The following is a 24,370-nucleotide window of genomic DNA, read 5'->3' as shown; positions in this document are numbered from 1 at the left end:
ATTTTGGCGACTAGGAGCATCATCACATGGTAAACCTACGTCCTATCTTATTCGTTATCGGGCTGCTTTTATCAAAGTTAGCCCTATTTATGTATATTCCAACGATTGTCGCCTTCTTTACTGGGACTGGTGGGTTCATCGAGTTTGGCCAGTCCCTTCTCGTCACCCATGTTGTTGCTTTCTTATGCTTAACACTCGGACGTACTGCTAAATTCCAATTGAGCGTTCGAGATATGTTTCTTATCACCAGTCTTGTTTGGACAATAGCCAGTGCCTTTGCCGCGTTACCTTTTGTTTTTATCAATCACATCAGCTTCACCGATGCCTACTTTGAAACCATGTCAGGCATTACTACGACTGGGTCAACAGTGCTCAGTGGGCTAGATAGCATGGCACCGAGCATTTTATTATGGCGCTCAATACTACAGTGGCTTGGTGGAGTTGGGTTTATCGTTATGGCTGTCGCGGTACTGCCAATGCTCAATGTCGGTGGTATGAAACTGTTCCAAACGGAATCATCAGACTGGTCAGATAAAAGCAGCCCGAGAGCGAAAACGGTGGCGAAGAATATCGTCGCGGTTTATCTCACTCTGACGTTATTGTGTCTGATTGGTTATCTTCTTACTGGCATGTCTCTATTTGATGCGATTAACCATGCCTTTACCACGCTATCGACGGGTGGTTATTCAACCTCTGACGGCTCGATGAACAGTTTTTCTAATGGCTCACACTGGGTTGCTACTCTGTTTATGTTTCTTGGAGGCCTACCCTTTTTGCTCTTTGTTACCGCACTTAAAAAACGCAAACCAGAAACTCTTTTAAAAGATGCTCAAGTGAGAGGCTTTAGTTATCTGTTTCTTGTTTCAAGCGTTGTAGTGGCCGCTTGGCTCGTTATTCGAGATGGATACGCGATCTTAGATGCGTTTCGAGTGTCAATGTTCAATATAGTCTCTGTTGTTACAACCACTGGATTTGGACTAGAAGACTTCACGGCATGGGGCGCACTACCAACCACACTATTTGCATTTTTAATGATGGCAGGCGCATGTTCCGGTTCTACCTCAGGTGGGATAAAAGTATTTCGTTTTCAAATTGCCTTTGCGCTACTCAATAAACAGATGATGAAGTTGATTCACCCTTCTGGCGTGTTTGTACAACGCTACAATCATCGCCCGGTGAACGACGATATCGTTCGCTCTGTGGTGGCGTTTGGTCTGATGTTTTTTATTACCATTATATTTATTGCTGCGGGGCTAAGTGCGATGGGACTTGATCCGATTACCAGTATTTCAGGCTCTATCACGGCGGTTGCCAATGTCGGCCCGGGCATGGGCTCTGTGATTGGTCCAACAGGCAATTTTGCCCCACTACCTGACGGGGCAAAATGGCTGCTGAGCTTTGGCATGTTAATGGGTAGATTAGAGATTCTTACCCTATTGGTTCTGTTCTTTCCTGCATTTTGGCGACGTTAATATCCTGGTAAAACAAGAAAGTTAAGCTGAAACAGGTGTAACGTAGAGATAGATAGATAGAAAGTGGCAGACACTCCCGCCTAAAACAAACAGATGCCAAATAGCATGGTTGTAAGGGATACGCTTGATGACATAGAACACGACGCCTAACGAATAAATAAGCCCGCCCACAGCAAGTAGTATCAAGCCACCCATTTCTATATTTAACGCCAGCTGATAAATCACAACCAGCGACAACCAACCCATCGCTAAATAGGTGATCAGAGAAGCCTTTTTAAAGCGATAGACAAAAAACAGCTTCATAATGATGCCAACCAAAGCGATCAGCCAAATCACGATCATCAAACCGATTGCGAGTGGCGTTCTTAAACCGACCAATAAATAAGGGGTATAAGTACCTGCAATAAGGAGATAAATAGCGCAATGATCGAACGTTTTTAACCAACGTTTCGCTTTAGCGTAGGAGATAGAATGGTAAAGAGTAGAGGCAAGAAACAGGATGATGATGCTGGCACCATAAAGCCCCATACTGACAAACGTCAGTGTATCGGCTTGAGCAGCCATTGATTTTTGCAGTAATAGAACGAGCGCCACAATACCAAATAACACACCAAGACCATGGCTCACTGAGTTTGCGAGCTCTTCACGAGATGTATATTCAGTGCTAACCGAAGCTGTCATCACACCACCAACCTAGAATAATAATATCATTGGTTGGCAGTATGGCACATTTAAGCTTACACGTGTACGCTTAAATTATTAACTGTTCTCTAACAGCTACTTTCTAGGTATTCAAGAACCTGCTTTCCCGCCAATTCAGGATTGGTATCGAGAGGAATAATAAGCTCTCTTTTTAACTGTCCTAGCCCAAGAAGGCTCGCCAGCATTCCCTTCGCCCCTTCTCGATTTCTATCGACTTCAAACCAAAGCTTGATCGCATCACCTGTATGATGAGCAACGATTTCAACCTCTCGCCAACGACCATGATAAGGCCCCGTTGTCGGTACAAACTCGAATTCTTGCACAAAGGGCAACTCAAAGCCTTTTACCGCTTCACACTCTACCTGTCTAATTCGTAGACCTTGCTCTTCTAGCGCAGTAAAAATGCCATCCATTATCGGATCAGGTCGCACGGTGAGAATATCTTTGTCTGTTGGGTCGATAGCCATAGAAATATCTAAGCCAGTTTCGAGCCAAACTTTGGCATCACCAATGGTCACAGGCGTATTCAGTGGTACATCTAACTCAACATTAAAGTCTCGCTCTTCACCCGGTTTAATGGTGAAAGCATAGGGAAGACTCCAGTCAGCTAAGATATGGGTTTGATTAACACGGCGAGTACGTTCACCTTTCCCTTTTTCACCTTGATCGACAGGCACTTCTTCTACATAACGACAACAGAGTTTTAGCTCAATATTATCAATATCTTGCTCACTTGAACCGCCATATACATGAATAGTCACATTCACCCCTTGACCGGGGTACAGCACTTCTTGTTGTAGCACTGAATCAACCTTAGCCGAACCAATGCCGAAACTTGCGAGGGTTTTCTTGAAAAACGACATACACACCTCCTTGATGAAGCATCATAGTAACCATGAACCTTGTCTCAACTCAATCGAGCAACTGTGATTTCACCCACTGTTTCGATCGGTAATCGTAGACCAAACGGTAAGATTACATTTCGATCACATTATTATCATAATAACAAATCAAATCTACTGTTTAGATATCGACCAATGAAATGGTTGGTGCTAATCTAGTTTTGATATGTTCGCATATCGTTACTCCTGAATCGTTATTTGGATTGGCGAAAGCCAGAAGAGCCACCCTTCAAGCAATTGAAGCTCAACTCATAGCGATTTAGGCCATTAGATTGGCAATGGATGTGCCTGACCGTTAGGTAAATAAATGCGCCCAACACCCGTCAGGTTTGCGCACTCGAACCGTAGTGCGTCTCGTCGACGTAGTGGCTTTGCTACTGCTCCGACAGCTAAACCAGCAGCACCCGCTATGACGTTGGCGGAAAAGACAGCTCGCACAGTGTCAGATCCAACCAAAGAAATTAAAGCGGCTTAATAAAAAGCGCAGTGCTCACTGCGCTTTTTTACGCTTATAATTTATCAATCAAGCCTATCTAGCCTAGTAAAAGCCGCCATATTTGCTACATTGCCCATTCATAATGATAACAACGAGAGAAAAAAGTGAAGTGTCATCGAATTGAAGAATTACTTGAACTGCTAGAGCCTGAGTGGCAAAAAGATCAACAATTGAATCTATTACAATTTATTGTGAAGATTGCCCAAGAAGCGGGCTATGAAGATAAGCTAGAAGACCTCACTGATGACGTCCTCATCTATCATCTAAAAATGCGTAACAGTGAAAAAACGGAGATGATCCCTGGTCTAAAGAAAGACCAAGAAGATGACTTCAAGACAGCGATTTTACGTGCTCGAGGCATCGTTAAATAACGTCAATTATCTTTCCCAAAAAAGCGACCTACTCAGGTCGCTTTTTTATTATTAGCCCTAAGTGTCTCATCTGTTATAGATTTTTTGTTATGAACTGTGGCTAATGTTAAACAATTAAATACGCTATACACTGTATAATAATGCCCCTATAAATACCGTGTTGGTACTGATTCATTTTCATACGCATCAGATCCATCCAAATAAATTGCAGTGTCGATAGAGTGTGAACAGTAGAATTTGCACCTAACAGCCCCAGAAAAAGGATGACTTAATGAGTCAGGATAAGATCGATATTAAAGACGTGACCCCAAAAACGTTTAATCCTAAAACCCATAAAGGGAACAAGGATCGATTTAACCCAAGCAGTCGAATCTATGTCCGTGACAGCAAAGGAACATTTCAAAAACTGCGTCGCTATGGAGCATGGTTTTTATTGGTGATGTTTGCCATGGTGCCATGGATTCCATACGGCGAACGCCAAGCAGTTCTGCTCGACATTGCGAGTCAGCAATTTAACTTCTTTGGTACCACGCTTTATCCACAAGATTTAACCCTGCTTGCATTGCTGTTTATGATTGCCGCCTTTGGCCTATTCTTTCTAACCACCTTTTTAGGGCGAGTCTGGTGTGGTTTTCTTTGCCCACAAACCGTTTGGACCTTTATGTACATTTGGTTTGAGGAAAAACTAGAAGGCAGCGCCAACAAAAGGCGTAAACAAGATTCCGGTAAATTAACCCAGAAAATAATACTTAGAAAAATCCTAAAACACTGTGCATGGCTTGCTATTGCCTTAGCGACAGGGTTCACCTTTGTTGGCTACTTCATTCCTATCAATGAACTGATCATTGGGTTCTTTACCTTTAGCGGTTCATTTTGGCCAGTCTTTTGGGTGCTATTTTTCGCCGGTTGTACCTACGCGAATGCAGGATGGATGAGATCAATTGTCTGTCTTCACATGTGCCCTTACGCTCGCTTCCAATCAGCTATGTTCGATAAAGACACCTTTATTGTTGGCTACGATACTAAGCGAGGTGAAGACCGAGGACCACGTTCTCGTAAAGCCAACCCACAAGAGTTAGGAATAGGCGACTGTATCGATTGTGACCTTTGTGTGCAGGTTTGCCCAACAGGTATCGATATTCGTGATGGTCTACAATATGAATGCATTAACTGTGGTGCCTGTATTGACGCTTGTGATAAAACAATGGAGCGCATGAAGTACAAGAAAGGGCTGATTAGCTATACCACCGAGCACCGATTAGAAGGCCATAAAACTGACATTATGAGACCAAAGCTTATTGGTTACGGTCTAATTTTTGTAGTCATGATCGGCCTATTTTTCGCTCAAATAGCCAGTGTAGAGCCCGCGGGGCTTAGCGTCATTCGAGACCGAAGCCAGCTGTTTAGAGAGAATAACGCAGGTGAAATTGAGAATACTTACACTCTAAAAGTGATCAATAAAACTCAGCAAACTCAAAGCTATGACTTAGATGTTTCAGGCCTTGGCGATGCCACATGGTATGGTCGAAAAACAATCCACGTAAAACCCGGTGAAGTACTGAACCTACCGATGAGTTTGGGTATTAATCCTGAGAACTTAACCTCTCCTGTTACTACGATTCAGTTTATACTGTCAGACAGTGATGGTTTCAGAATAGAAGTAGAAAGCCGCTTCATTGGCGAGCTCTAACCGATATTCCCAAATTCAAATATTATGGAAAAGGCTCAGTAATGAGCCTTTTTAATTATGACCGAACAAGCATTTAACTTTAATGCACTTACTCCCGACTTCATGTGGTACGCACTAGAAAGTATTGGGATTCGTGCCGAGTCTGGCTTTTTGCCACTCAACAGCTATGAAAACCGCGTTTATCAATTCACCGATGAAGAGCGCCAACGCTATGTGGTGAAGTTTTACCGCCCAGAGCGTTGGAGTGAGTTGCAAATTCAAGAAGAGCATGACTTCACACTTGAATTGCACGACGCTGAAATACCCGTTGCCCCACCGTGCCGAATAAACGGCCATACAATGCACCAATACAAGGGCTACTTATTTGCTCTGTTTGTTAGTGTTGGTGGTAGGCAGTTCGAGGTCGATAACTTTGATCAGTTAGAAGGCGTGGGGCGATTTTTAGGTCGAATTCACCAAGTAGGCCAGCAGCGAACTTTTGCTCATAGACCAACGATCAGTCTGGATGAATACCTTTATCAACCGAGAAAGCTCTTAGAGAACTCGACTTTTATTCCAATGCACTTAGAGAAAGCGTTCTTCAGCGATCTCGACCTACTAATTTCTCGCCTTGAAGAGCAGTGGCAACCCAAGGTCGATATTATTCGACTTCACGGAGACTGCCATCCCGGTAATATTTTATGGCGCGATGGACCGATGTTTGTGGATCTCGATGACTCTAGAAATGGTCCTGCGGTTCAAGATTTATGGATGCTTATCAATGGCGATCGGGCCGATAAAATGGCCCAGTTAGATATCATTTTGGAAGCTTATCAAGAGTTTTGTGACTTTGATCACTCACAGCTGAAACTTATTGAGCCTTTGCGCGGTCTACGAATGGTCTACTATATGGCTTGGTTAGCAAAAAGATGGCAGGATCCTGCTTTTCCACTCGCTTTCCCTTGGTTTAATGATCCAAAATACTGGGAGAGCCAAGTCTTAGGTTTTAAAGAACAAATTGCGGCTTTGAGTGAACCTTCACTGTCACTCACACCACAATGGTAATAGGCAATTGCCTGATAAATAGAATATGGAGATACCAATGAAGAAGCTGTTTGCACTTTTCGCGACACTGATGCTGAGCCTAACTGCTCACGCGGCTCAATTTGAAGAAGGACAGCACTACAAAGTGCTGGATTTAGAGCCATCTAAAAAACCAATTGTGACTGAGTTCTTCTCATTCTACTGCCCTCACTGTAACTCTCTTGAGCCTGTTATTGAGCAGTTAAAAGAACAACTTCCTGAAGGCGCAAAGCTGCAAAAGAACCACGTTTCTTTCATGGGTGGGTCAATGGGTGCTCCTGTTAGCAAAGCTTATGCGACCATGGTTGCGCTAAAAATTGAAGATAAAATGGTTCCAATTCTGTTTAATCGTATTCATAACATGGGCAAGCCACCTAAAAACGAAGACGCACTGCGCCAAATCTTCATTGATGAAGGTATCGACGCTAACAAGTATGACGCTGCCTATAATGGCTTTGCCGTTGACTCAATGGTGCGCCGCTTTGATAAACAGTTCCAAGACAGTGGCCTTACTGGTGTTCCAGCACTAGTTGTAAATAATCGTTACCTTGTTCAAGCACAATCTATTAAAACTACGACCGAATACTTTGCATTGGTTAATTACTTGCTAACTAAGTAATCTAAGCAATCGTGAACATTCAAAAGGGAGCACAAGCGTGCTCCCTTTTTTTATAAAAATAATCATATATATACACAAATCTTACAGTATAGTAATAACTATTGAGCAAGGTTATGGAGAACCTTATGAAAGCCAGTTATATCTTACTTATTGCCTTAATCGCTAGCTCTTCTAGTTACGCTAAGCTGGGGGGCAGCAACGGCTTTAGTGGAGAGATTTCCCTCAATACTATTTATTCTTCTGAAAAGTCACAATTCAATACCGATACAGACTCCTCGCTGGTCAGTCTCGACCAATCTGCGGAGAGTGAAGATTCTTTCTTAGTCGCCCCACTAGGCAGCCTCGCTTATACATTTGGTCAATCGAGTCAACAACAGGTTTACCTAGGTACGGCTCGTGATGATATCGCAGTCGGTACATTGGTAATGCAACTGGGTTATAAATACCAACTGCCATCGGCCACCATCATTGATTTGGCTTACTTACCCACCATCAAACCAGGGAGTACTTGGCAAAACCCTTACTCCACAACTGGCCCTCGAACCGAAACGGATGTTTCAGGCAATGCTTATCGACTGACACTTTCAAATATCGCGGACAGTCGAGTCTCGATTGATATGGCCTACGCAGACAAAACCATTGAAAATGACGCTTTGCAAGGGACTGAGTTAGCTCGAGACGGAGAAACCTATTTCATTAAAGGGCAGATAGGAATTCCAGTTAGCCGCACAACCATGCTGTCTCCTGCAATCGCCTACATTACTCAACACGGGAAAGGCGACACCAATTCCTACGATGGTTACCGCGCCGAACTCAGTTTATTTCAATTCTTTGATCGGCATAAGTTAGCGCTAACAACCACTTATACTAAACAAGATTATCAACAGGCGAATACAACCTTTAATGATCAAACTCGCTCTGAAGATAAAGTGACATTTTTTGCTGCTTACGAATATCTCAACTTCATGGGGTGGGATAATTGGTCACTGATTTCCTTTGCCGGTTATAGCCAAACAGACGCTAATATCGACTTTTATGACGAGTCACAAACGATCGTATCACTCGGTGTTAACTATAAATTTTAATCGGTGCTTTTTTTAATCGACACATATAGATGCTGATGTTACACCGCCTGTAACGTCAGTTGCTTTAGCAATCTATCCATCGCTCGATAGCCAAGCGCTTCTGCTAAGTGAGGTTTGGCTATCTGCTGTGCCCCGTCTAAATCTGCAATGGTTCTCGCCACTTTAATAATTCGATGATAGGCACGGATAGAAAGTCCAAGTCGATGCAAGGCCGTTTCTAGAAATTGTGCATCGACCTTTTCTAACGGGCAGTATCGTTCGACCTCTCGGCTACCTAATAACGCATTAACCACACCACTTCGCTGATTCATGCGCTCCCTAGCAACCTCTACCCGCTGCTTAACTACCTTTGTGGGCTCACCTCTATCACCCCCTTCCGCTAGTACGCCTTTTGGTAAGACAGGGATCTCTATCGACATATCAAACCGATCCAGCAACGGGCCAGACAAACGGTTCAAATAACGCAAAATAAGCTGAGGGTTGGTCCGAGTATTATTGCCTTCATAATAACCCGTAGGGCTAGGGTTTAGTGCGCCAACTAATTGAAACCGAGCTGGAAACCGTGTTTTCCCTTGAGCCCGAGAGATAATGATCTCCCCTGACTCTAGGGGTTCTCTTAATGAATCCAGTACCTTGCGTTCAAATTCGGGCATCTCATCTAAGAACAGCAGTCCGTTATGAGCCAACGATATTTCACCCGGGCGAGGGATTGAGCCGCCACCAACCAATGCCGCCATAGAGCTTGAATGATGAGGAGAACGAAAAGGTCGCTGTTTCCAATTATTTTCATTGATCTCTTGCTGGGTTAATGAGGCGACCGATGCCGTTTCCATCGCCTCACTTTCCGACATTTCAGGCAATAAATCACACAACCGAGAAGCCAGCATGGTTTTTCCCGTACCCGGAGGGCCTAAGAACAAAAGATTATGATTCCCGGCAGCAGCAATCTCTAACGCTCGCTTACCTTGTTGCTGTCCAATAATATCTTGTAGATCACGTGTTAATTTCCGTTCACTAAATTTTGCCTTGGTTTGAAATAGATCGAGTGACTGCTGACCACACAATTCAGCGCACACCTCCAATAGGCTTTGTGCCGACTTATGAATTTCCTTACCGACTAACGCGGCTTGATCACCATTTAAGTGAGGCACGATTAAACAACGTTTAGCTTTATTAGCCGCAAGAGCCGCGGGTAAAACGCCTTTTACAGAGCGAAGCTCACCAGAGAGCGCTAGTTCACCAATAAACTCCCGATCCGCCAGTTTATCGATTGGGATCTGATCTGAGGCAGCTAAAACCCCCAATGCAATTGGCAAATCAAATCGCCCGCCCTCTTTAGGAAGATCGGCAGGTGCAAGATTGACGGTTATGCGTTTGGCTGGAAATTCAAAGCGAGAATTAATGATGGCACTACGAACACGATCCTTTGCTTCTTTAACCGTGGTTTCAGGTAAGCCGACTAAGCTAAAACCAGGAAGCCCATTACTAATATGAACCTCAACAGTGACCTCTGGTGCTTCAACCCCAACACAGGCGCGACTATTAACGATGGCTAACCCCATATAACTTCCCTTTTGATAACTATTCACAGCCATTATTGAATGGCTATTATTTGAGTAAGGATGTTATATAACGTGTAGGTATGCTGATAGAATGTGAAAAAAGAATGAGTTTTTGCTTGTCATTTAACGGAAATATATGTTACCACTAGGTATACAAACAAATTTGTTCAATATTTAATAGAATTTAAGACAGACAAAAGAAATAAGATGAACTTCAAAGCCCGCATCAACACTCTGGTACTCCTGATTATCGTGGTCATTATTGACACCACGCGGGGGCTAGTGGGCAGCAGATAACCACAAGATTTTAAAAACCCCCGCACTGAAAAGTCCGGGGGTTTTTTTACAACTAATTAGACTGAAGCTCATCCTGATTGACTTAGCTTCAACAAAGAAAAACTAAGCAATCAGATATGACAGGAAGAATGGGAGCGCACATGAAGTGCAACAAACACAACAATATGGGAGGCATGTAATGACAGGTGCTGAATTAGTCGTTTCTGCTTTAACCCAGCAAGGAATCAAAACGGTATTTGGTTATCCAGGTGGCGCTATCATGCCAATCTACGATGCCTTATACGATGGCGGTGTTGAGCATATTCTTTGCCGACACGAGCAAGGCGCAGCAATGGCTGCAATTGGAATGGCACGCGCGACACAAGATGTCGCCGTATGTATGGCAACGTCAGGTCCGGGAGCTACCAACTTAGTAACTGGCCTTGCTGATGCGTTTCTTGATTCCGTACCGATGGTTGCTATCACTGGTCAGGTCGCAAGCTCTCATATTGGTACCGATGCCTTCCAAGAGATGGATGTGATTGGTATGTCTCTCTCATGTACTAAGCACAGCTACTTAGTCACTGACATCAACGAACTCGCTCCAACCTTGGCGGAAGCCTTTGAAGTAGCTAAAACAGGTCGTCCAGGCCCTGTTATTGTTGATATCGCTAAAGATGTACAACTCGCACAAGCGCCTGTTTCTATTCTTCCTCCATTTACACCACCAGCAATACCAGTTGCTAGTGTTGACGATATCGCTAAAGCGCAAGAGGTGCTTTCACAAAGTACTCGCCCTGTTCTTTATGTTGGTGGCGGTGTTCAACTAGCCCATGCAACAGAAAGCGTTCGTGAGTTTTTACGCCTAAATCCTATGCCGTCAGTCAGCACATTAAAAGGGCTTGGCTCTGTTGAACGTCACGACCCACATTATTTGGGCATGCTAGGGATGCACGGCACCAAAGCCGCCAACCTTGTGGTACAAGAGTGTGACCTGTTATTTGTTGTCGGCGCTCGTTTTGATGACCGAGTAACCGGCAAGCTTGATACCTTTGCTCCTCACGCTAAAGTCATTCACCTAGATATCGATGCGGCTGAATTTAACAAGCTACGCACAGCAAACGCCTCTCTACGTGGTGACATCAATGTGATTCTTCCTCAGCTGGAGCTAAGCCAAGATATAAACCCTTGGGTTCAGCACAGTGAAAGCCTACGTAAAGGTTTTAAGTGGCGTTACGATCACCCAGGTGATCTGATTTTTGCTCCACTGCTTCTTAAGCAACTTTCTGAAATGATGCCAGAGAGCAGCATTATCTCGACCGATGTGGGCCAGCACCAAATGTGGGCAGCGCAGCACATTCAGCCACGTAATCCGCAAAACTTCATCACATCTGCGGGTCTGGGAACGATGGGCTTTGGCTTACCAGCGGCAATGGGGGCAGCAGTTGGCAGACCCGATGATCAGTCTATCCTAATCTCGGGTGATGGTTCATTTATGATGAACATACAAGAGCTTGGTACATTAAAGCGTCGCCAGATCCCTGTAAAAATGGTGCTACTGAACAACTCACGTTTAGGCATGGTTCGTCAATGGCAATCACTGTTCTTTGATGGCCGCCACAGTGAAACGATTCTTGATGACAACCCAGATTTCGTAATGCTTGCTAAAGCCTTCGATATTCCAGGTAAAACTATCACTAAGAAAGAAGAAGTTGAGCCAGCCCTGAAAGAGATGCTAGAAAGTAAAACCGCGTATCTACTTCATGTCATTATTGATGAAGAAGAGAATGTATGGCCGCTAGTTCCACCTGGTGCGTCGAACAGCGAAATGCTAGAGAACACATAGGAAGCGCCAAAATGGAAAGATACTTACTCGACATCAAAGCGGATGATAAACCGGTACTCCTTGAGCGTGTACTAAGAGTCGTGCGCCACCGTGGCTTTGTTGTAAAACAAGTTGCCGGAACACAGAACCATGAAAGCAAGGTTGCGAGCGTTGAGATCATTGTCGACAGTGATCGCCCAATCTCTTTTTTGACCAATCAAATAGAAAAATTATGGGATGTACGCACTGTTGATGTCACGATTATCAGCAATGACGAACTGCCAAATAACAACTTACAACTTACAACAAAAGATTAGTGCATAAGGAAGACAGCAATGACAGCTAAAACAGCAGACTACATTTGGTTTAATGGTGAGATGGTTCCTTGGGCTGAAGCCAATGTCCACGTTCTCACTCACGCTATGCACTACGGCACCTCGGTTTTTGAAGGTGTGCGCTGCTACAACACGCCAAATGGTCCAGTTATCTTCCGCCACCCTGAGCACGCTAAGCGTCTGAAGGACTCTGCAAAAATCTATCGTTTCCCAATTCCTTATACAGAGGAAGAGATCATGGAAGCGACACGCGAAACTCTGCGTCAAAACAAGCTTGATTCTGCTTACATCCGCCCTCTGGGTTTTGTTGGCAATGTTGGCCTTGGTGTTTGTCCTCCTGAAGATTCGGTAATGGAGCTAATCATCGCAGCATTCCCTTGGGGCTCTTACCTTGGTGAAGAAGCGCTAGAAAACGGTGTTGATGCGATGATTTCAAGCTGGAACCGTGCAGCACCAAATACGATTCCAACCGCAGCAAAAGCCGGTGGTAACTACCTATCTTCTCTACTTGTTGGTGGTGAAGCTCGTCGTAACGGTTACGATGAAGGTATCGCACTCAGTGTCGATGGTTACTTATCTGAAGGGGCTGGCGAGAATATTTTTGTTATTCGCAATGGCATTCTTTCAACGCCACCAGCAACCAGCGCAATCCTACCAGGCATCACTCGCGACACGATCATGACTCTTGCTAAAGAACGCGGTTATGAAGTGCGTGAAGAAAATATTGCACGTGAAGCGCTATACCTTGCTGATGAAGTATTCATGACAGGAACCGCGGCAGAAATCGTACCGGTTCGTACAGTCGATAAGATAGAAGTTGGCACAGGTAAACGTGGCCCAATAACGAAAGTACTGCAAGCAGATTACTTTGGTCTATTTAATGGCACCACGGAAGATAAGTGGGGCTGGCTTGACTACGTCTACCCTGAGAATGCACCGTCAGCGAAATAATTGAAAAGGAAATTCCAATGTCTACGGCTCCAAAAAACAAGTACCGCAGTGCAACAACTACCCATGGACGTAACATGGCGGGTGCACGTGCATTATGGCGTGCAACAGGCGTAAAAGATGAAGACTTCGGTAAGCCGATCATCGCCGTTGTAAACTCATTCACTCAATTCGTACCAGGCCACGTACACCTAAAAGATATGGGTCAACTGGTTGCGGGCGAGATTGAAAAAGCAGGCGGTATCGCAAAAGAATTCAACACCATCGCGGTTGATGATGGTATTGCAATGGGTCACGGCGGCATGCTGTACTCATTGCCTTCACGCGAGCTGATCGCCGATTCGGTTGAGTATATGGTCAATGCGCACTGTGCAGACGCCATGGTGTGTATCTCAAACTGTGACAAAATCACTCCGGGAATGATGATGGCAGCTATGCGCCTTAACATCCCTGTGATTTTTGTTTCAGGCGGACCAATGGAAGCGGGCAAAACCAAGCTTTCAGACCAAATCATCAAGCTAGACTTAGTTGATGCGATGATTCAAGGCGCTGACCCATCTATTTCAGATGAGCAAAGCGAGCAAGTTGAGCGTTCAGCATGTCCAACATGTGGTTCTTGTTCAGGTATGTTCACTGCGAACTCAATGAACTGTTTAACTGAAGCACTTGGTCTATCTCAGCCGGGTAACGGTTCAATGTTGGCGACTCACGCTGACCGTGAACAACTGTTTATCAACGCTGGTAAACGTGTCGTTGAGCTAACAAAGCGCTACTACGAGCAAGGCGATGATTCAGCGCTACCACGCAACATTGCAAACCGTGCAGCTTTTGAAAATGCGATGGCGTTAGATATCGCCATGGGTGGTTCAAGCAACACCGTGCTTCACCTATTAGCTTCTGCTCAAGAAGGTGAGATTAAATTCGATATGGACGATATCGATGAGATGTCTCGCCGTGTACCTCACCTTTGTAAGGTTGCGCCTTCAACACCTAAGTACCACATGGAAGATGTTCACCGCGCTGGTGGTGTTATGGCTATCCTTGGTGAACTAGACAGAGCAGGCTTACTAAACAGTGATACTCGCACCGTGCTCAATCTTTCAATGAAAGAGCAATTGGCGCAATATGACATCATGCAAACGGAAGATGAAGAAGTACTTAAGTTCTTCCGCGCTGGCCCTGCCGGTATTCGTACTACCAAAGCTTTCTCTCAAGATTGCCGCTGGGATCGCTTAGATGATGATCGTAAAGAAGGCTGTATTCGAACCAAAGAAAACGCATTTAGCCAAGAAGGCGGACTCGCGGTTCTTTCGGGAAACATCGCCGTTGACGGTTGTATCGTAAAAACGGCTGGTGTTGACGAAGAAAACCTAAAATTCCAAGGCCCTGCGATTGTATTTGAAAGCCAAGATGACGCTGTAGAAGGCATCTTGGGCGGTAAAGTTAAAGCAGGCGAAGTAGTAATAATTCGCTACGAAGGTCCTAAAGGCGGCCCTGGCATGCAAGAGATGCTGTATCCAACGACTTACCTTAAGTCGATGGGCTTAGGTAAATCTTGTGCACTTCTGACTGATGGTCGCTTCTCTGGTGGTACTTCGGGTCTTTCGATTGGTCACGCTTCTCCAGAAGCAGCAAGTGGCGGTGTGATTGGCCTTGTGAACACGGGTGATATCATCACTATCGACATCCCTAGCCGCTCTATCACACTCGACGTGGCAGAAGATGAATTAGCGGCACGCCGCGCGAAACAAGACGAATTAGGTTGGAAACCAGCTAACCGAGAACGTGTTGTGTCACTGGCTCTAAAGGCTTATGCAAGCATGGCAACCAGTGCAGACAAAGGCGCTGTACGCGATAAGTCTAAGCTAGAGGGGTAATCCCATGACTGAAGCTTTTTTAGCAAAAGAAGGTCAACAAACTGGTGCAGATTATCTGCGCCAGATCCTTCGAGCACCTGTATATGAAGTTGCTTCGGTAACACCACTGCAAGATATGCCTCGCCTATCTGAACGCATTGGTAACCAAGTACAACTCAAACGTGAAGATCGCCAACCGGTGCACTCGTTCAAATTACGTGGTGCGTACAACATGGTGGCAAGCTTATCGGAAGCACAGAAATCGGCGGGGGTGATTACAGCATCTGCAGGTAATCATGCTCAAGGTTTAGCGCTATCAGGTACAAAGCTGGGCATCATCACGACTATTGTGATGCCAAAAACGACTCCAGATATCAAAGTCGAAGCGGTACGCAGCTTTGGTGGTAACGTTGTTCTTCATGGCAGCAATTTTGATGAAGCGAAAGCAGAAGCTGAGCGTTTGTCTGCTGAACATGGCTATACCTTTGTGCCTCCTTTCGATCACCCTTTAGTGATCGCAGGGCAAGGTACGATTGGTATGGAAATGCTGCAGCAAAATGGGCACTTAGATTATATCTTTGTTCCTGTTGGCGGCGGTGGTTTAGCGGCCGGCGTTGCTGTGTTGATAAAGCAGCTCATGCCAGAAATCAAAGTGATTGCGGTAGAGCCTGAAGACTCATCTTGCTTAAAAGCAGCCCTTGATGCGGGAGAGCCCGTCGTGCTTGACCAAGTCAGCATGTTTGCTGATGGCGTAGCGGTTAAGCGTATCGGTGAAGAGACCTTCCGCTTATGCCAAAAGTATATTGATGGGCATGTTGCTGTTTCCAGTGATGAGATCTGCTCTGCAGTCAAAGATATCTTTGAAGACACTCGTGCGATTGCTGAACCTTCTGGCGCTGTCGCGCTCGCTGGCCTCAAGAAGTTTACCGAACAGAACCAACTAAAAGACAAACAATTAGGGACAGTGCTGTCTGGTGCTAACACCAACTTCCACGGTCTTCGTTATGTTTCTGAACGTTGTGAACTTGGTGAGAAACGTGAAGGTCTTTTAGCTGTGACTATTCCAGAGCGCCAAGGAGCCTTCTTTGAGTTCTGCAATATCATTGGCGGCCGAGCGGTCACTGAGTTTAACTATCGCTATAACGACGACAGCCTAGCAAATATTTTTGTGGGTGTTCGTTTACAAGGTGGGCAAGAAGAGCTGCAACATATCATCAAAGACCTACGTGATGGCGGCTACCCTGTTGTCGATCTCTCTGAAGATGAAATGGCTAAATTGCACGTTCGCTACATGATTGGTGGCAAACCTTCGAAACCACTTAAGGAACGTCTGTATAGCTTTGAATTCCCAGAATACCCCGGTGCCCTGCTTAAATTCTTAAGCACCCTAGGTACGCATTGGAATATAAGCCTGTTTAACTACCGTAACCATGGCGCAGATTATGGCCGTGTTCTCTGTGGTTTTGAGCTTGATGAAAGCGATTTAGCACAATTCTCAACCCACCTTCGTGAGCTTGGGTATCAGTGCAAAGATGAAACCGATAACCCGTCGTATCAGTTCTTTCTCTCTTAATTGCAGTTGAAGCCAATAATCGCCAAAGCCAGTCTCAATGACTGGCTTTTTTATCTTTTTCACTCACTGTAGAAAAAACAGACAAAATGCGTGATACGCATAGAGTTAATGATAAAGTTTCATTTTAGTCATGACAATTTAAAGACTAAACTAGCTGTAATTTCATTGCTGTCTATATGAACTGTTGTCTATATGAACAATGCATCCTATTTGGAGAATCACATGTTTAACGCCTTAGTCCTAAACCAAGAAGAAAAACGCACCATCGCTAACGTCGAGCAGATCGATGTGTCACAGCTGCCAGAGGGTGAAGTCCTGATTGATGTCGACTACTCATCACTTAACTACAAAGATGGCTTAGCAATTACAGGCAAAGGCAAAATTATTCGTAACTTCCCAATGGTGCCAGGCATTGATTTAGCGGGTACCGTTGTGAGTTCAGAAGATGGACGCTACCAAACAGGTGATAGCGTTGTTCTAACTGGCTGGGGCGTGGGTGAAAACCATTGGGGTGGCATGGCACAAAAAGCCCGTCTGAAAGCAGATTGGTTAGTACCACTAGCAAAAGGTCTTGATAGCAAAAAAGCAATGATGATTGGCACCGCTGGTTTTACTGCGATGCTGTGTGTTCAAGCTATCGTTGATGCTGGCGTTAAACCGGAAACAGGTGAAATCCTTGTGACTGGCGCAAGTGGTGGGGTGGGTTCTGTTGCTGTAACCCTACTTGCTCAGCTTGGCTATAAAGTTGCTGCTGTTACGGGCCGCGTTGAACAAAATGGCCCACTACTAGAAAAGCTTGGGGCAAGTCGTATTATTGATCGTACAGAGTTTGAAGAGCCTGCTCGTCCTCTTGAAAAGCAGATCTGGGCTGGCGCGATTGATACAGTCGGTAGCAAAGTTCTAGCAAAAGTATTAGCACAGATGGATTACAACAGCGCGGTTGCTGCCTGTGGTCTCGCGGGTGGATTTGATCTACCAACGACAGTTATGCCGTTCATTCTACGTAACGTTCGTCTGCAAGGGATTGACTCTGTTTCTTGCCCAACAGAAAAACGCATTGCGGCTTGGGATAAGCTGGTTGAACTTCTACCAGAGAGCTACTTTGAGCAAGCATGTACTGAAGTAGCATTAGCTGAAGCGCCAAAGTTTGCAGAAGACATTACTAACGGACAAGTGACTGGTCGCGTAGTTATTAAGCTATAAAAATGCTTTAAATTGTAAGAGTCACATTAAGCGTTAACTCGATTTTTCAGCGATTAAATTGAGCTATGTACCGCTTAAATAGCAAAAAGCTTTAGGGAGACCTAAAGCTTTTTTTGATCCAAAACGAACTGGTTTTCTATAGCATCAACAACTAACCATCTAGACCCATATCTTCAACTCGCTTGGCAATCAGGCGGCCACACTCCTCTTTGACAATACTCCGTAACCACTCTTGCGCAGGTGAGTGTTCACATCGTGGATGCCAAATCATCGAGTAATCAAACGGGGTAAACTGGAATGGCAGCGGCTTAACCGCTAAATCATAACGCTCAGCGACTAAATAAGCTAAATCAGCAGGAACGGTAATAATGATCGGCATGGTATCAACAATCGCGACCGCCGCTTCTAGATGATACGCGCGCAGCACCATTTTAGGCTGTGGATTGCCAACAAGAGACTGATCAAGCAGCGCCTTCACCCCATCACTGATCGCAATCATCGCATGTGGATAGCTTAAATAGTCATGTAAGTTCATCTCTTTATCGGCAAGTGGATGCTGCTTTGAAAGCAAGCAAAGAACCCCTACTCGACCTAGAACTTCACTGCGCAGCGGTTCAACAGGTCCTGTTGGCCGACAAATCGCTAAGTCAGCCCCTTCATAAGTGAGCTGATCAGAGAGTCTGTCGTGCTGCAGTGGCAAAAAATTAAACGACACATGAGGTGCTTCTTGATAAATACGAGGTAATGCAAAGGGAAGAATTGTCTGCATTGCGTAATCGGTAGTGGCGATTGAGAAGCTCTGATCGCAGCTTTGCGGTTCAAAATCCAGTGGTGAAAGTAGCTGACGAAGCGATTCCAAAGGCTCACCCAGTGAGCGATCAATCTCGAGTGCTTTTTCCGTTGGAATAAGGTGCTGACCTTGACGGGTAAAAAGAGGGTCATCGAGTAGATGGCGAAGCCTGCCAAGAACACGGCTCATGGCGGACTGGCTGAGGTTTAAACGAGCAGCGGCTTTACTTACGCTGCACTCTTCAATTAAAACTCGTAATGCAACGAGTAAATTGAGGTCTTTTCGGTAAACCTCTTCTAATTCCACGGGTTGGCTCCACTATAGTATCAACCTTTAGTGTAACCTCTGGGCAAAAAAAATCCCGCTTTTCAGCGGGGAAGCCCAAGAAAACTGGGGTAGTGTCGGAATGTATTCGTGTGTAGTCTTACAAGTGCGCAGTCTATGCTTAAGTGTAGAAAAGCCTAAACCGTGTTAATTTTTTTGCTCTTCAGATGTGCCCGTCCAACGGCGCATCTCAAGCCAAATCCCTAAAATCGTTGCACTTAAACCAAATAATGGCATTAAAGACGGTTCAGCTGGTGCACGTAGTACCAAAGCGCAAAATGAGATAAAACAAAGAACCGAGTAGATGGTCAATCTATCTAGTGCTGTCAACATATTAGCTCCCTGCTTATTTTGCTGAAATGGCATTTGTTACCAACTTGTTAACTAAATTAAAACATATTGATCGATTTGCCAAGAGAATATTGAATATTTTTTCTCCATTAGTATTATCTACCGCTCTAACGCTGTAATTGAGATATCACCATGACTTTTGATCCAAAACTTGCCACCCACACACTAGAAGCAGAAGGGCTACGATGCCCAGAGCCGGTAATGATGGTGAGAAAAACAATTAGGACGATGAAAGATGGCGACGTGCTACTAGTCAAAGCAGATGACCCTTCAACGACTCGTGATATTCCAAGCTTTTGCCGCTTTATGGATCACGAACTCATCTCATCAAAAGTAGAAGAACTGCCTTACCTGTATCTAATTAAAAAAGGCATCGCTTAATCTGATCAAAAAAGGGCACAACGTCAAACGCAGTGCCCTCTCAATTCAATAATTTGGTCTACTCTAGTTCTTGCTCATGAACCCGAGATTGAAGTGCAGTGATCTGTTTTTGCATATCTCGCATCTCTTGATGCATTGGAATAATGTGAGCGACTCGAATCCACGACTCAACCATTAACCCTGTCATCAAAATTGCCCCAACCACCATTGGCAACCACATTTCAGTTAATACCACACCAAGTAGCGTGATCGCCAAACCAAATGTGAACAGATAGCTCTGACTTTGCGGTGTCATACCCATATAACGTGTCAGCATAATAGTGCCCTCTCGCCTTTAGGAATTGTTTACTTTTCACACTCTTAAATTAGCATGAAAAATATGACATTTATGTGTCAAAGCGAGCGATATTGTCTAGGATCGAATCACTTATTGATCCAGTTCAATATCGCCTTCTATTCTCTCTTTTTCTGTTATTGATCTCTAAAATAGAGCTGCCGCGATAGCCAATCCAACAAACAGTATTGCGGTGACTTTTCGGATCAGAGCCAGAGGCATTTTATCTGCTGATAGCTTGCCGATAATCACCACAGGGACATTAGCCAGTAGCATCCCTATCGTTGTCCCCAAAATAACCCACATTAGCGCATCAGAATATTGCGCCCCAAGTATTGACGTCGCTATCTGAGTTTTATCACCAATTTCAGCGATGAAAAATGCGATAAAACTCGCTACGAAAGGGCCTCGGTTTGATATTGTTTCATCGTCATCGAGTTTATCAGGAATAAGGATCCATCCCGCCATGGCGATAAAACTCACCACCAGAACCCACTTTAAGACATCTGGTGATAGGTAATCAGCCACGACAACGCCGAGCCATGCAGCTAACGCATGATTGGCTATGGTTGCGAAAAAGATCGCAGCAATGATTGGAATTGGCTTTCGGTATCGACTTGCTAAGAGTAACGACAGCAGTTGGGTCTTATCGCCAATTTCTGCTAATGCTACGGTGGTTATAGATATTGCTAAAACGCTCACGACATGCTCATTTGGGGTGAGGATTATTATAGTAACCAAAGACAAGTCTCGCGCCCCACCCCGGTTCACGATACTTGTCTATGGTCTTGCTAAACCAGCTATCGAAGTTTTCGATATCTCGTCTCGAACGCCATGATGATTTTGCATCAATTATGTTGACGAACGAACTCATCCTGTTTGATGGATTTGGTTCCATCTGGATAAGCAAGCTACTCCCCAAAGACGGTGTGGATTCTATATCGCTATTAAATAAATTCAAGCAAACTCGGCACTAAACTGTTTCATTTAGTGAATTTACCCGCACGCTTAGCGACAAAAATTCATTAAAGGACATTTTAGAGCACTAATTAACCATGATTACCCCTACTCGCAAGCCTAATATGTCGCTATACTTGATGGTTATTTTTATTAAATCATTTAGAAGAATCGCGCGAACTTGACTATGCAAAAATACGATATCAAAACCTTCCAGGGAATGATCCTCGCGCTGCAGGATTATTGGGCTCAAAACGGTTGTACCATTGTTCAACCTTTGGACATGGAAGTAGGTGCTGGCACCTCTCACCCAATGACATGTCTACGTGCACTTGGCCCAGAGCCAATGTCTACGGCATACGTTCAACCTTCACGTCGCCCGACCGATGGTCGCTACGGTGAAAACCCGAACCGTCTGCAGCACTACTATCAATTCCAAGTAGCTCTAAAACCTTCTCCAGACAATATTCAGGAGTTGTACTTAGGCTCTCTTGAAGTGCTTGGTGTCGATCCATTAGTTCACGATATTCGCTTCGTAGAAGACAACTGGGAAAACCCAACATTGGGTGCTTGGGGTCTTGGTTGGGAAGTATGGCTAAACGGCATGGAAGTGACTCAATTCACTTACTTCCAACAAGTTGGCGGCCTTGAGTGTAAGCCAGTTACTGGTGAGATCACTTACGGTATCGAACGTCTAGCAATGTACATCCAAGAAGTAGATTCTGTTTACGACCTTGTATGGAACGTAGCACCAGACGGTTCTAACGTGACTTATGGTGATATCTTCCACCAAAACGAAGTTGAGCAATCAACGTACAACTTCGAACACGCAGACGTAGATTTCCTATTCACTTTCTTCGACCAGTGCGAAAAAGAGTGTAAAGAACTACTTGAGCTTGAGAAGCCACTGCCGCTTCCAGCCTATGAGCGCATTCTAAAAGCCGGTCATGCATTCAACATTCTTGATGCACGTAAAGCAATCTCAGTAACTGAGCGTCAACGTTACATTCTTCGTATCCGCAACCTGACTAAATCGGTTGCTCAGGCGTACTACGCGTCACGTGAAGCTTTAGGCTTCCCTATGTGTAAGAAGGTTGAGGAGAAGTAATCATGGCGAAGAATTTTCTAATTGAACTAGGTACGGAAGAGCTTCCACCAACAGCACTTCGTTCTCTAGCAGAAGCCTTTGCTTCTAACTTTGAAGCTGGTCTAAAAGGCGCTGAATTATCTCACGAAGGCGTGAAATGGTATGCAGCTCCTCGTCGCCTAGCACTTAAAGTAACAGGCCTTGCAGAAGGCCAAGCAGATAAAGTAGTTGAGAAACGCGGTCCTGCGATCTCAGTAGCATTTGATGCTGAAGGCAATGCAACCAAAGCAGCTCAAGGCTGGGCTCGTGGTAATGGCATTACCGTTGAGCAAGCAGAGCGTCTAAAAACAGACAAAGGCGAGTGGCTTCTTTTCAAACAAGAAGTGGCTGGCAAACCGGTTCAAGAACTGGTTATCGATATTGCTGCTAAAGCTCTGGCGAACTTACCAATTCCTAAAGCAATGCGTTGGGGCAACTCTGATATTCAGTTTATCCGCCCAGTTAAAACGCTGACTGTACTACTTGGTGATGAACTAATCGAAGGCGAAATCCTTGGCGTAGCATCAGCTCGCACTATTCGTGGTCACCGCTTCATGGGTGAGCAAGAGTTTACTATCGACTCAGCTGACCAATACCCAACTCTTCTAGAAGAGCGCGGTAAAGTCATGGCGGATTACGATGCACGTAAAGCGATCATCCTTGCTGATGCTAAAAAAGCGGCTGACGCAGTTGGCGGTATTGCTGACTTAGAAGACGATTTAGTGGAAGAAGTGACCTCTTTGGTTGAATGGCCAGTGGTACTAACGGCTAAGTTCGAGCAAGAATTCCTAAAAGTACCGTCTGAAGCCTTGGTTTACACCATGAAAGGCGACCAGAAGTACTTCCCTGTGTATGACGCTGACAAGAACCTACTACCAAACTTTATCTTCGTATCGAACATCGAGTCTAAAGAGCCTCGTCACGTGATCGAAGGTAACGAGAAAGTTGTACGCCCACGTCTTGCTGATGCAGAGTTCTTCTTCAACACCGACCGTAAGCGCCCACTGATCGACCGTCTTCCTGAGCTAGACCAAGCTATCTTCCAGAAGCAACTTGGTACTATCAAAGACAAAACTGACCGTATCACTGAGCTTGCTGGCTACATCGCGGAGCAAATCGATGCTGACGTTGAAAAGTCAAAGCGTGCTGGTCTTCTTGCTAAATGTGACCTAATGACATCAATGGTATTCGAATTTACGGATACTCAAGGTGTGATGGGCATGCACTACGCAACGCATGATGGCGAAGACGAGCAAGTAGCCCTAGCACTTTACGAGCAGTACATGCCTCGTTTCGCTGGCGATACGCTACCAAGCACAGGTATCTCTTCAGCAGTAGCAATGGCAGACAAGCTAGACACTATTGTTGGCATCTTCGGTATTGGTCAAGCACCAAAAGGCTCTGACCCATTTGCACTTCGCCGTGCATCACTCGGTGTTCTTCGTATTATTGTTGAAAACGGCTACAACCTAGATTTGGTTGACCTAATCGGCAAAGCGAAAGCACAGCTAGGCGATAAGTTAACCAACGACAACGTTGAAGCTGATGTTATCGACTTCATGCTCGGTCGTTTCCGCGCATGGTACCAAGATGCTGGTTTCAGTGTTGATATCATCCAAGCGGTACTAGCACGTCGTCCAACGAAGCCTGCAGACTTTGACCAACGTGTTAAAGCGGTTTCTCACTTCCGTGAATTGGAAGCAGCAGAAGCACTGGCTGCAGCGAATAAGCGTGTAGGTAATATTCTAGCGAAATTCGATGGCGAGCTACCTGCAGACATCGATCTAACGCTTCTTCAAGAAGATGCAGAAAAAGCACTAGCGCAAAACGTTGAAGTCATGACCGAAGCACTAGAACCAGCATTCGCGACAGGCAACTACCAAGAAGCCCTAAGCAAACTTGCTGACCTACGTGAACCGGTTGATGCGTTCTTCGATAACGTAATGGTTATGGCTGATGACGAAGCTCTGAAAAAGAACCGTCTAACGTTACTAAATAATCTACGTAACCTATTCCTACAGATTGCTGATATTTCTTTACTGCAAAAATAGGCACAATTTTGAATAAATATAAGGGGGAAGCTTTGGCTTCTCCCTTTTTTTTATTCAAAGCTAGTGTAAGCTCTACCAA

General features: G+C 44.9%; 23 protein-coding genes. 16 read left to right on the top strand and 7 right to left on the bottom strand.

Features of this window, described 5'->3' with window-relative positions; genetic code table 11:
* Positions 1–26 precede the first annotated feature (26 nt).
* Positions 27–1,472 carry a TrkH family potassium uptake protein gene (locus L4C54_RS22435; RefSeq protein ID WP_428809864.1) on the top strand — a complete coding sequence of 482 codons (1,446 nt, stop codon included), beginning with the start codon at positions 27–29 and terminating at the stop codon, positions 1,470–1,472.
* A 21-nt stretch (positions 1,473–1,493) separates the two neighbouring features.
* On the opposite strand, the gene trhA is transcribed toward L4C54_RS22435, so the two are convergent.
* Both trhA and L4C54_RS22425 read right to left on the bottom strand, forming a co-directional pair.
* Positions 1,494–2,153, bottom strand: a complete 660-nt coding sequence (gene trhA, locus L4C54_RS22430; protein WP_428803834.1) for a PAQR family membrane homeostasis protein TrhA — start codon at positions 2,151–2,153, stop codon at positions 1,494–1,496.
* A gap of 89 nt (positions 2,154–2,242) precedes the next feature.
* Complete coding sequence (locus L4C54_RS22425) at positions 2,243–3,037, bottom strand: sporulation protein (protein ID WP_428809863.1); 795 nt, start codon at positions 3,035–3,037, stop codon at positions 2,243–2,245.
* 346 nt (positions 3,038–3,383) lie between these two features.
* Here L4C54_RS22425 and L4C54_RS22420 point away from each other — a divergent pair, with 346 nt between their 5' ends.
* From L4C54_RS22420 to L4C54_RS22395, 6 genes are all read left to right on the top strand, one after another.
* Complete coding sequence (locus L4C54_RS22420; RefSeq protein WP_428803836.1) at positions 3,384–3,551, top strand: hypothetical protein; 168 nt, start codon at positions 3,384–3,386, stop codon at positions 3,549–3,551.
* Between the two features lie 125 nt (positions 3,552–3,676).
* A complete protein-coding gene (locus tag L4C54_RS22415) occupies positions 3,677–3,943 on the top strand; it encodes a YihD family protein (protein WP_428803837.1) in 267 nt (88 codons plus the stop codon).
* A gap of 271 nt (positions 3,944–4,214) precedes the next feature.
* Positions 4,215–5,633, top strand: a complete 1,419-nt coding sequence (gene ccoG / locus L4C54_RS22410; RefSeq protein WP_428809862.1) for a cytochrome c oxidase accessory protein CcoG — start codon at positions 4,215–4,217, stop codon at positions 5,631–5,633.
* Positions 5,634–5,690: 57 nt separating this feature from the next.
* A complete protein-coding gene (locus L4C54_RS22405) occupies positions 5,691–6,677 on the top strand; it encodes a serine/threonine protein kinase (protein ID WP_428809861.1) in 987 nt (328 codons plus the stop codon).
* A 37-nt stretch (positions 6,678–6,714) separates the two neighbouring features.
* Complete coding sequence (locus L4C54_RS22400) at positions 6,715–7,314, top strand: thiol:disulfide interchange protein DsbA/DsbL (protein ID WP_428809860.1); 600 nt, start codon at positions 6,715–6,717, stop codon at positions 7,312–7,314.
* Positions 7,315–7,439: 125 nt separating this feature from the next.
* Positions 7,440–8,399, top strand: coding sequence for a DUF2860 domain-containing protein (locus L4C54_RS22395; RefSeq protein WP_428809859.1), 960 nt, complete (start codon positions 7,440–7,442; stop codon positions 8,397–8,399).
* A gap of 38 nt (positions 8,400–8,437) precedes the next feature.
* Here the strand turns inward: L4C54_RS22395 and L4C54_RS22390 are convergent, their stop codons facing one another.
* Positions 8,438–9,961, bottom strand: a complete 1,524-nt coding sequence (locus L4C54_RS22390) for a YifB family Mg chelatase-like AAA ATPase (RefSeq protein ID WP_428809858.1) — start codon at positions 9,959–9,961, stop codon at positions 8,438–8,440.
* Positions 9,962–10,436: 475 nt separating this feature from the next.
* On the opposite strand from L4C54_RS22390, the gene ilvG reads away from it, so the two are divergent.
* The 6 genes from ilvG to acuI all read left to right on the top strand — a co-directional run bounded on the left by ilvG (position 10,437) and on the right by acuI (position 17,977).
* Positions 10,437–12,083, top strand: a complete 1,647-nt coding sequence (gene ilvG / locus L4C54_RS22385) for an acetolactate synthase 2 catalytic subunit (protein WP_428803843.1) — start codon at positions 10,437–10,439, stop codon at positions 12,081–12,083.
* A gap of 11 nt (positions 12,084–12,094) precedes the next feature.
* Complete coding sequence (gene ilvM, locus L4C54_RS22380) at positions 12,095–12,379, top strand: acetolactate synthase 2 small subunit (RefSeq protein ID WP_428809857.1); 285 nt, start codon at positions 12,095–12,097, stop codon at positions 12,377–12,379.
* 18 nt (positions 12,380–12,397) lie between these two features.
* On the top strand, positions 12,398–13,348 hold the full coding sequence (locus tag L4C54_RS22375; protein WP_428803845.1) for a branched-chain amino acid transaminase: 951 nt from the start codon (positions 12,398–12,400) through the stop codon (positions 13,346–13,348).
* 17 nt (positions 13,349–13,365) lie between these two features.
* Entirely contained in the window at positions 13,366–15,222 is a 1,857-nt protein-coding gene (ilvD, locus tag L4C54_RS22370) for a dihydroxy-acid dehydratase (RefSeq protein WP_428809856.1), read from the top strand.
* A 4-nt stretch (positions 15,223–15,226) separates the two neighbouring features.
* Positions 15,227–16,774, top strand: a complete 1,548-nt coding sequence (gene ilvA / locus L4C54_RS22365; RefSeq protein ID WP_428809855.1) for a threonine ammonia-lyase, biosynthetic — start codon at positions 15,227–15,229, stop codon at positions 16,772–16,774.
* A 222-nt stretch (positions 16,775–16,996) separates the two neighbouring features.
* A complete protein-coding gene (gene acuI / locus L4C54_RS22360) occupies positions 16,997–17,977 on the top strand; it encodes an acrylyl-CoA reductase (NADPH) (RefSeq protein WP_428809854.1) in 981 nt (326 codons plus the stop codon).
* 151 nt (positions 17,978–18,128) lie between these two features.
* Here the strand turns inward: acuI and L4C54_RS22355 are convergent, their stop codons facing one another.
* Both L4C54_RS22355 and L4C54_RS22350 read right to left on the bottom strand, forming a co-directional pair.
* Positions 18,129–19,073 carry a LysR family transcriptional regulator gene (locus L4C54_RS22355; protein ID WP_428809853.1) on the bottom strand — a complete coding sequence of 315 codons (945 nt, stop codon included), beginning with the start codon at positions 19,071–19,073 and terminating at the stop codon, positions 18,129–18,131.
* Between the two features lie 165 nt (positions 19,074–19,238).
* Positions 19,239–19,424: a hypothetical protein gene (locus tag L4C54_RS22350; RefSeq protein ID WP_428809852.1), complete on the bottom strand. Its 186-nt coding sequence runs from the start codon at positions 19,422–19,424 to the stop codon at positions 19,239–19,241.
* A gap of 150 nt (positions 19,425–19,574) precedes the next feature.
* Here L4C54_RS22350 and tusA point away from each other — a divergent pair, with 150 nt between their 5' ends.
* The gene (gene tusA, locus L4C54_RS22345; protein WP_428803851.1) at positions 19,575–19,823 is read left to right on the top strand and encodes a sulfurtransferase TusA; all 249 of its coding nucleotides are present in this window, start codon (positions 19,575–19,577) and stop codon (positions 19,821–19,823) included.
* Positions 19,824–19,881: 58 nt separating this feature from the next.
* Here tusA and L4C54_RS22340 read toward each other — a convergent pair whose 3' ends face one another.
* Positions 19,882–20,139 carry a hypothetical protein gene (locus tag L4C54_RS22340; RefSeq protein ID WP_428809851.1) on the bottom strand — a complete coding sequence of 86 codons (258 nt, stop codon included), beginning with the start codon at positions 20,137–20,139 and terminating at the stop codon, positions 19,882–19,884.
* Positions 20,140–20,304: 165 nt separating this feature from the next.
* Positions 20,305–20,859, bottom strand: coding sequence for a TMEM165/GDT1 family protein (locus tag L4C54_RS22335; RefSeq protein WP_428809850.1), 555 nt, complete (start codon positions 20,857–20,859; stop codon positions 20,305–20,307).
* Positions 20,860–21,301: 442 nt separating this feature from the next.
* Here L4C54_RS22335 and glyQ point away from each other — a divergent pair, with 442 nt between their 5' ends.
* Together glyQ and glyS are read left to right on the top strand one after the other, a co-directional pair.
* Positions 21,302–22,222, top strand: coding sequence for a glycine--tRNA ligase subunit alpha (glyQ, locus tag L4C54_RS22330; protein WP_428803854.1), 921 nt, complete (start codon positions 21,302–21,304; stop codon positions 22,220–22,222).
* Positions 22,223–22,224: 2 nt separating this feature from the next.
* Positions 22,225–24,291 (top strand): glycine--tRNA ligase subunit beta, encoded by a 2,067-nt coding sequence (gene glyS, locus L4C54_RS22325; protein ID WP_428809849.1) that lies wholly within the window; start codon positions 22,225–22,227, stop codon positions 24,289–24,291.
* Positions 24,292–24,370 lie beyond the last annotated feature (79 nt).

Origin of the sequence: Vibrio lamellibrachiae (genome assembly GCF_050337265.1) — a bacterium.
GTDB lineage: Bacteria > Pseudomonadota > Gammaproteobacteria > Enterobacterales > Vibrionaceae > Vibrio > Vibrio kyushuensis.
The sequence above is the reverse complement of the archived record's forward strand: the minus strand, read 5'-3'. Positions and strand labels throughout refer to the sequence as shown.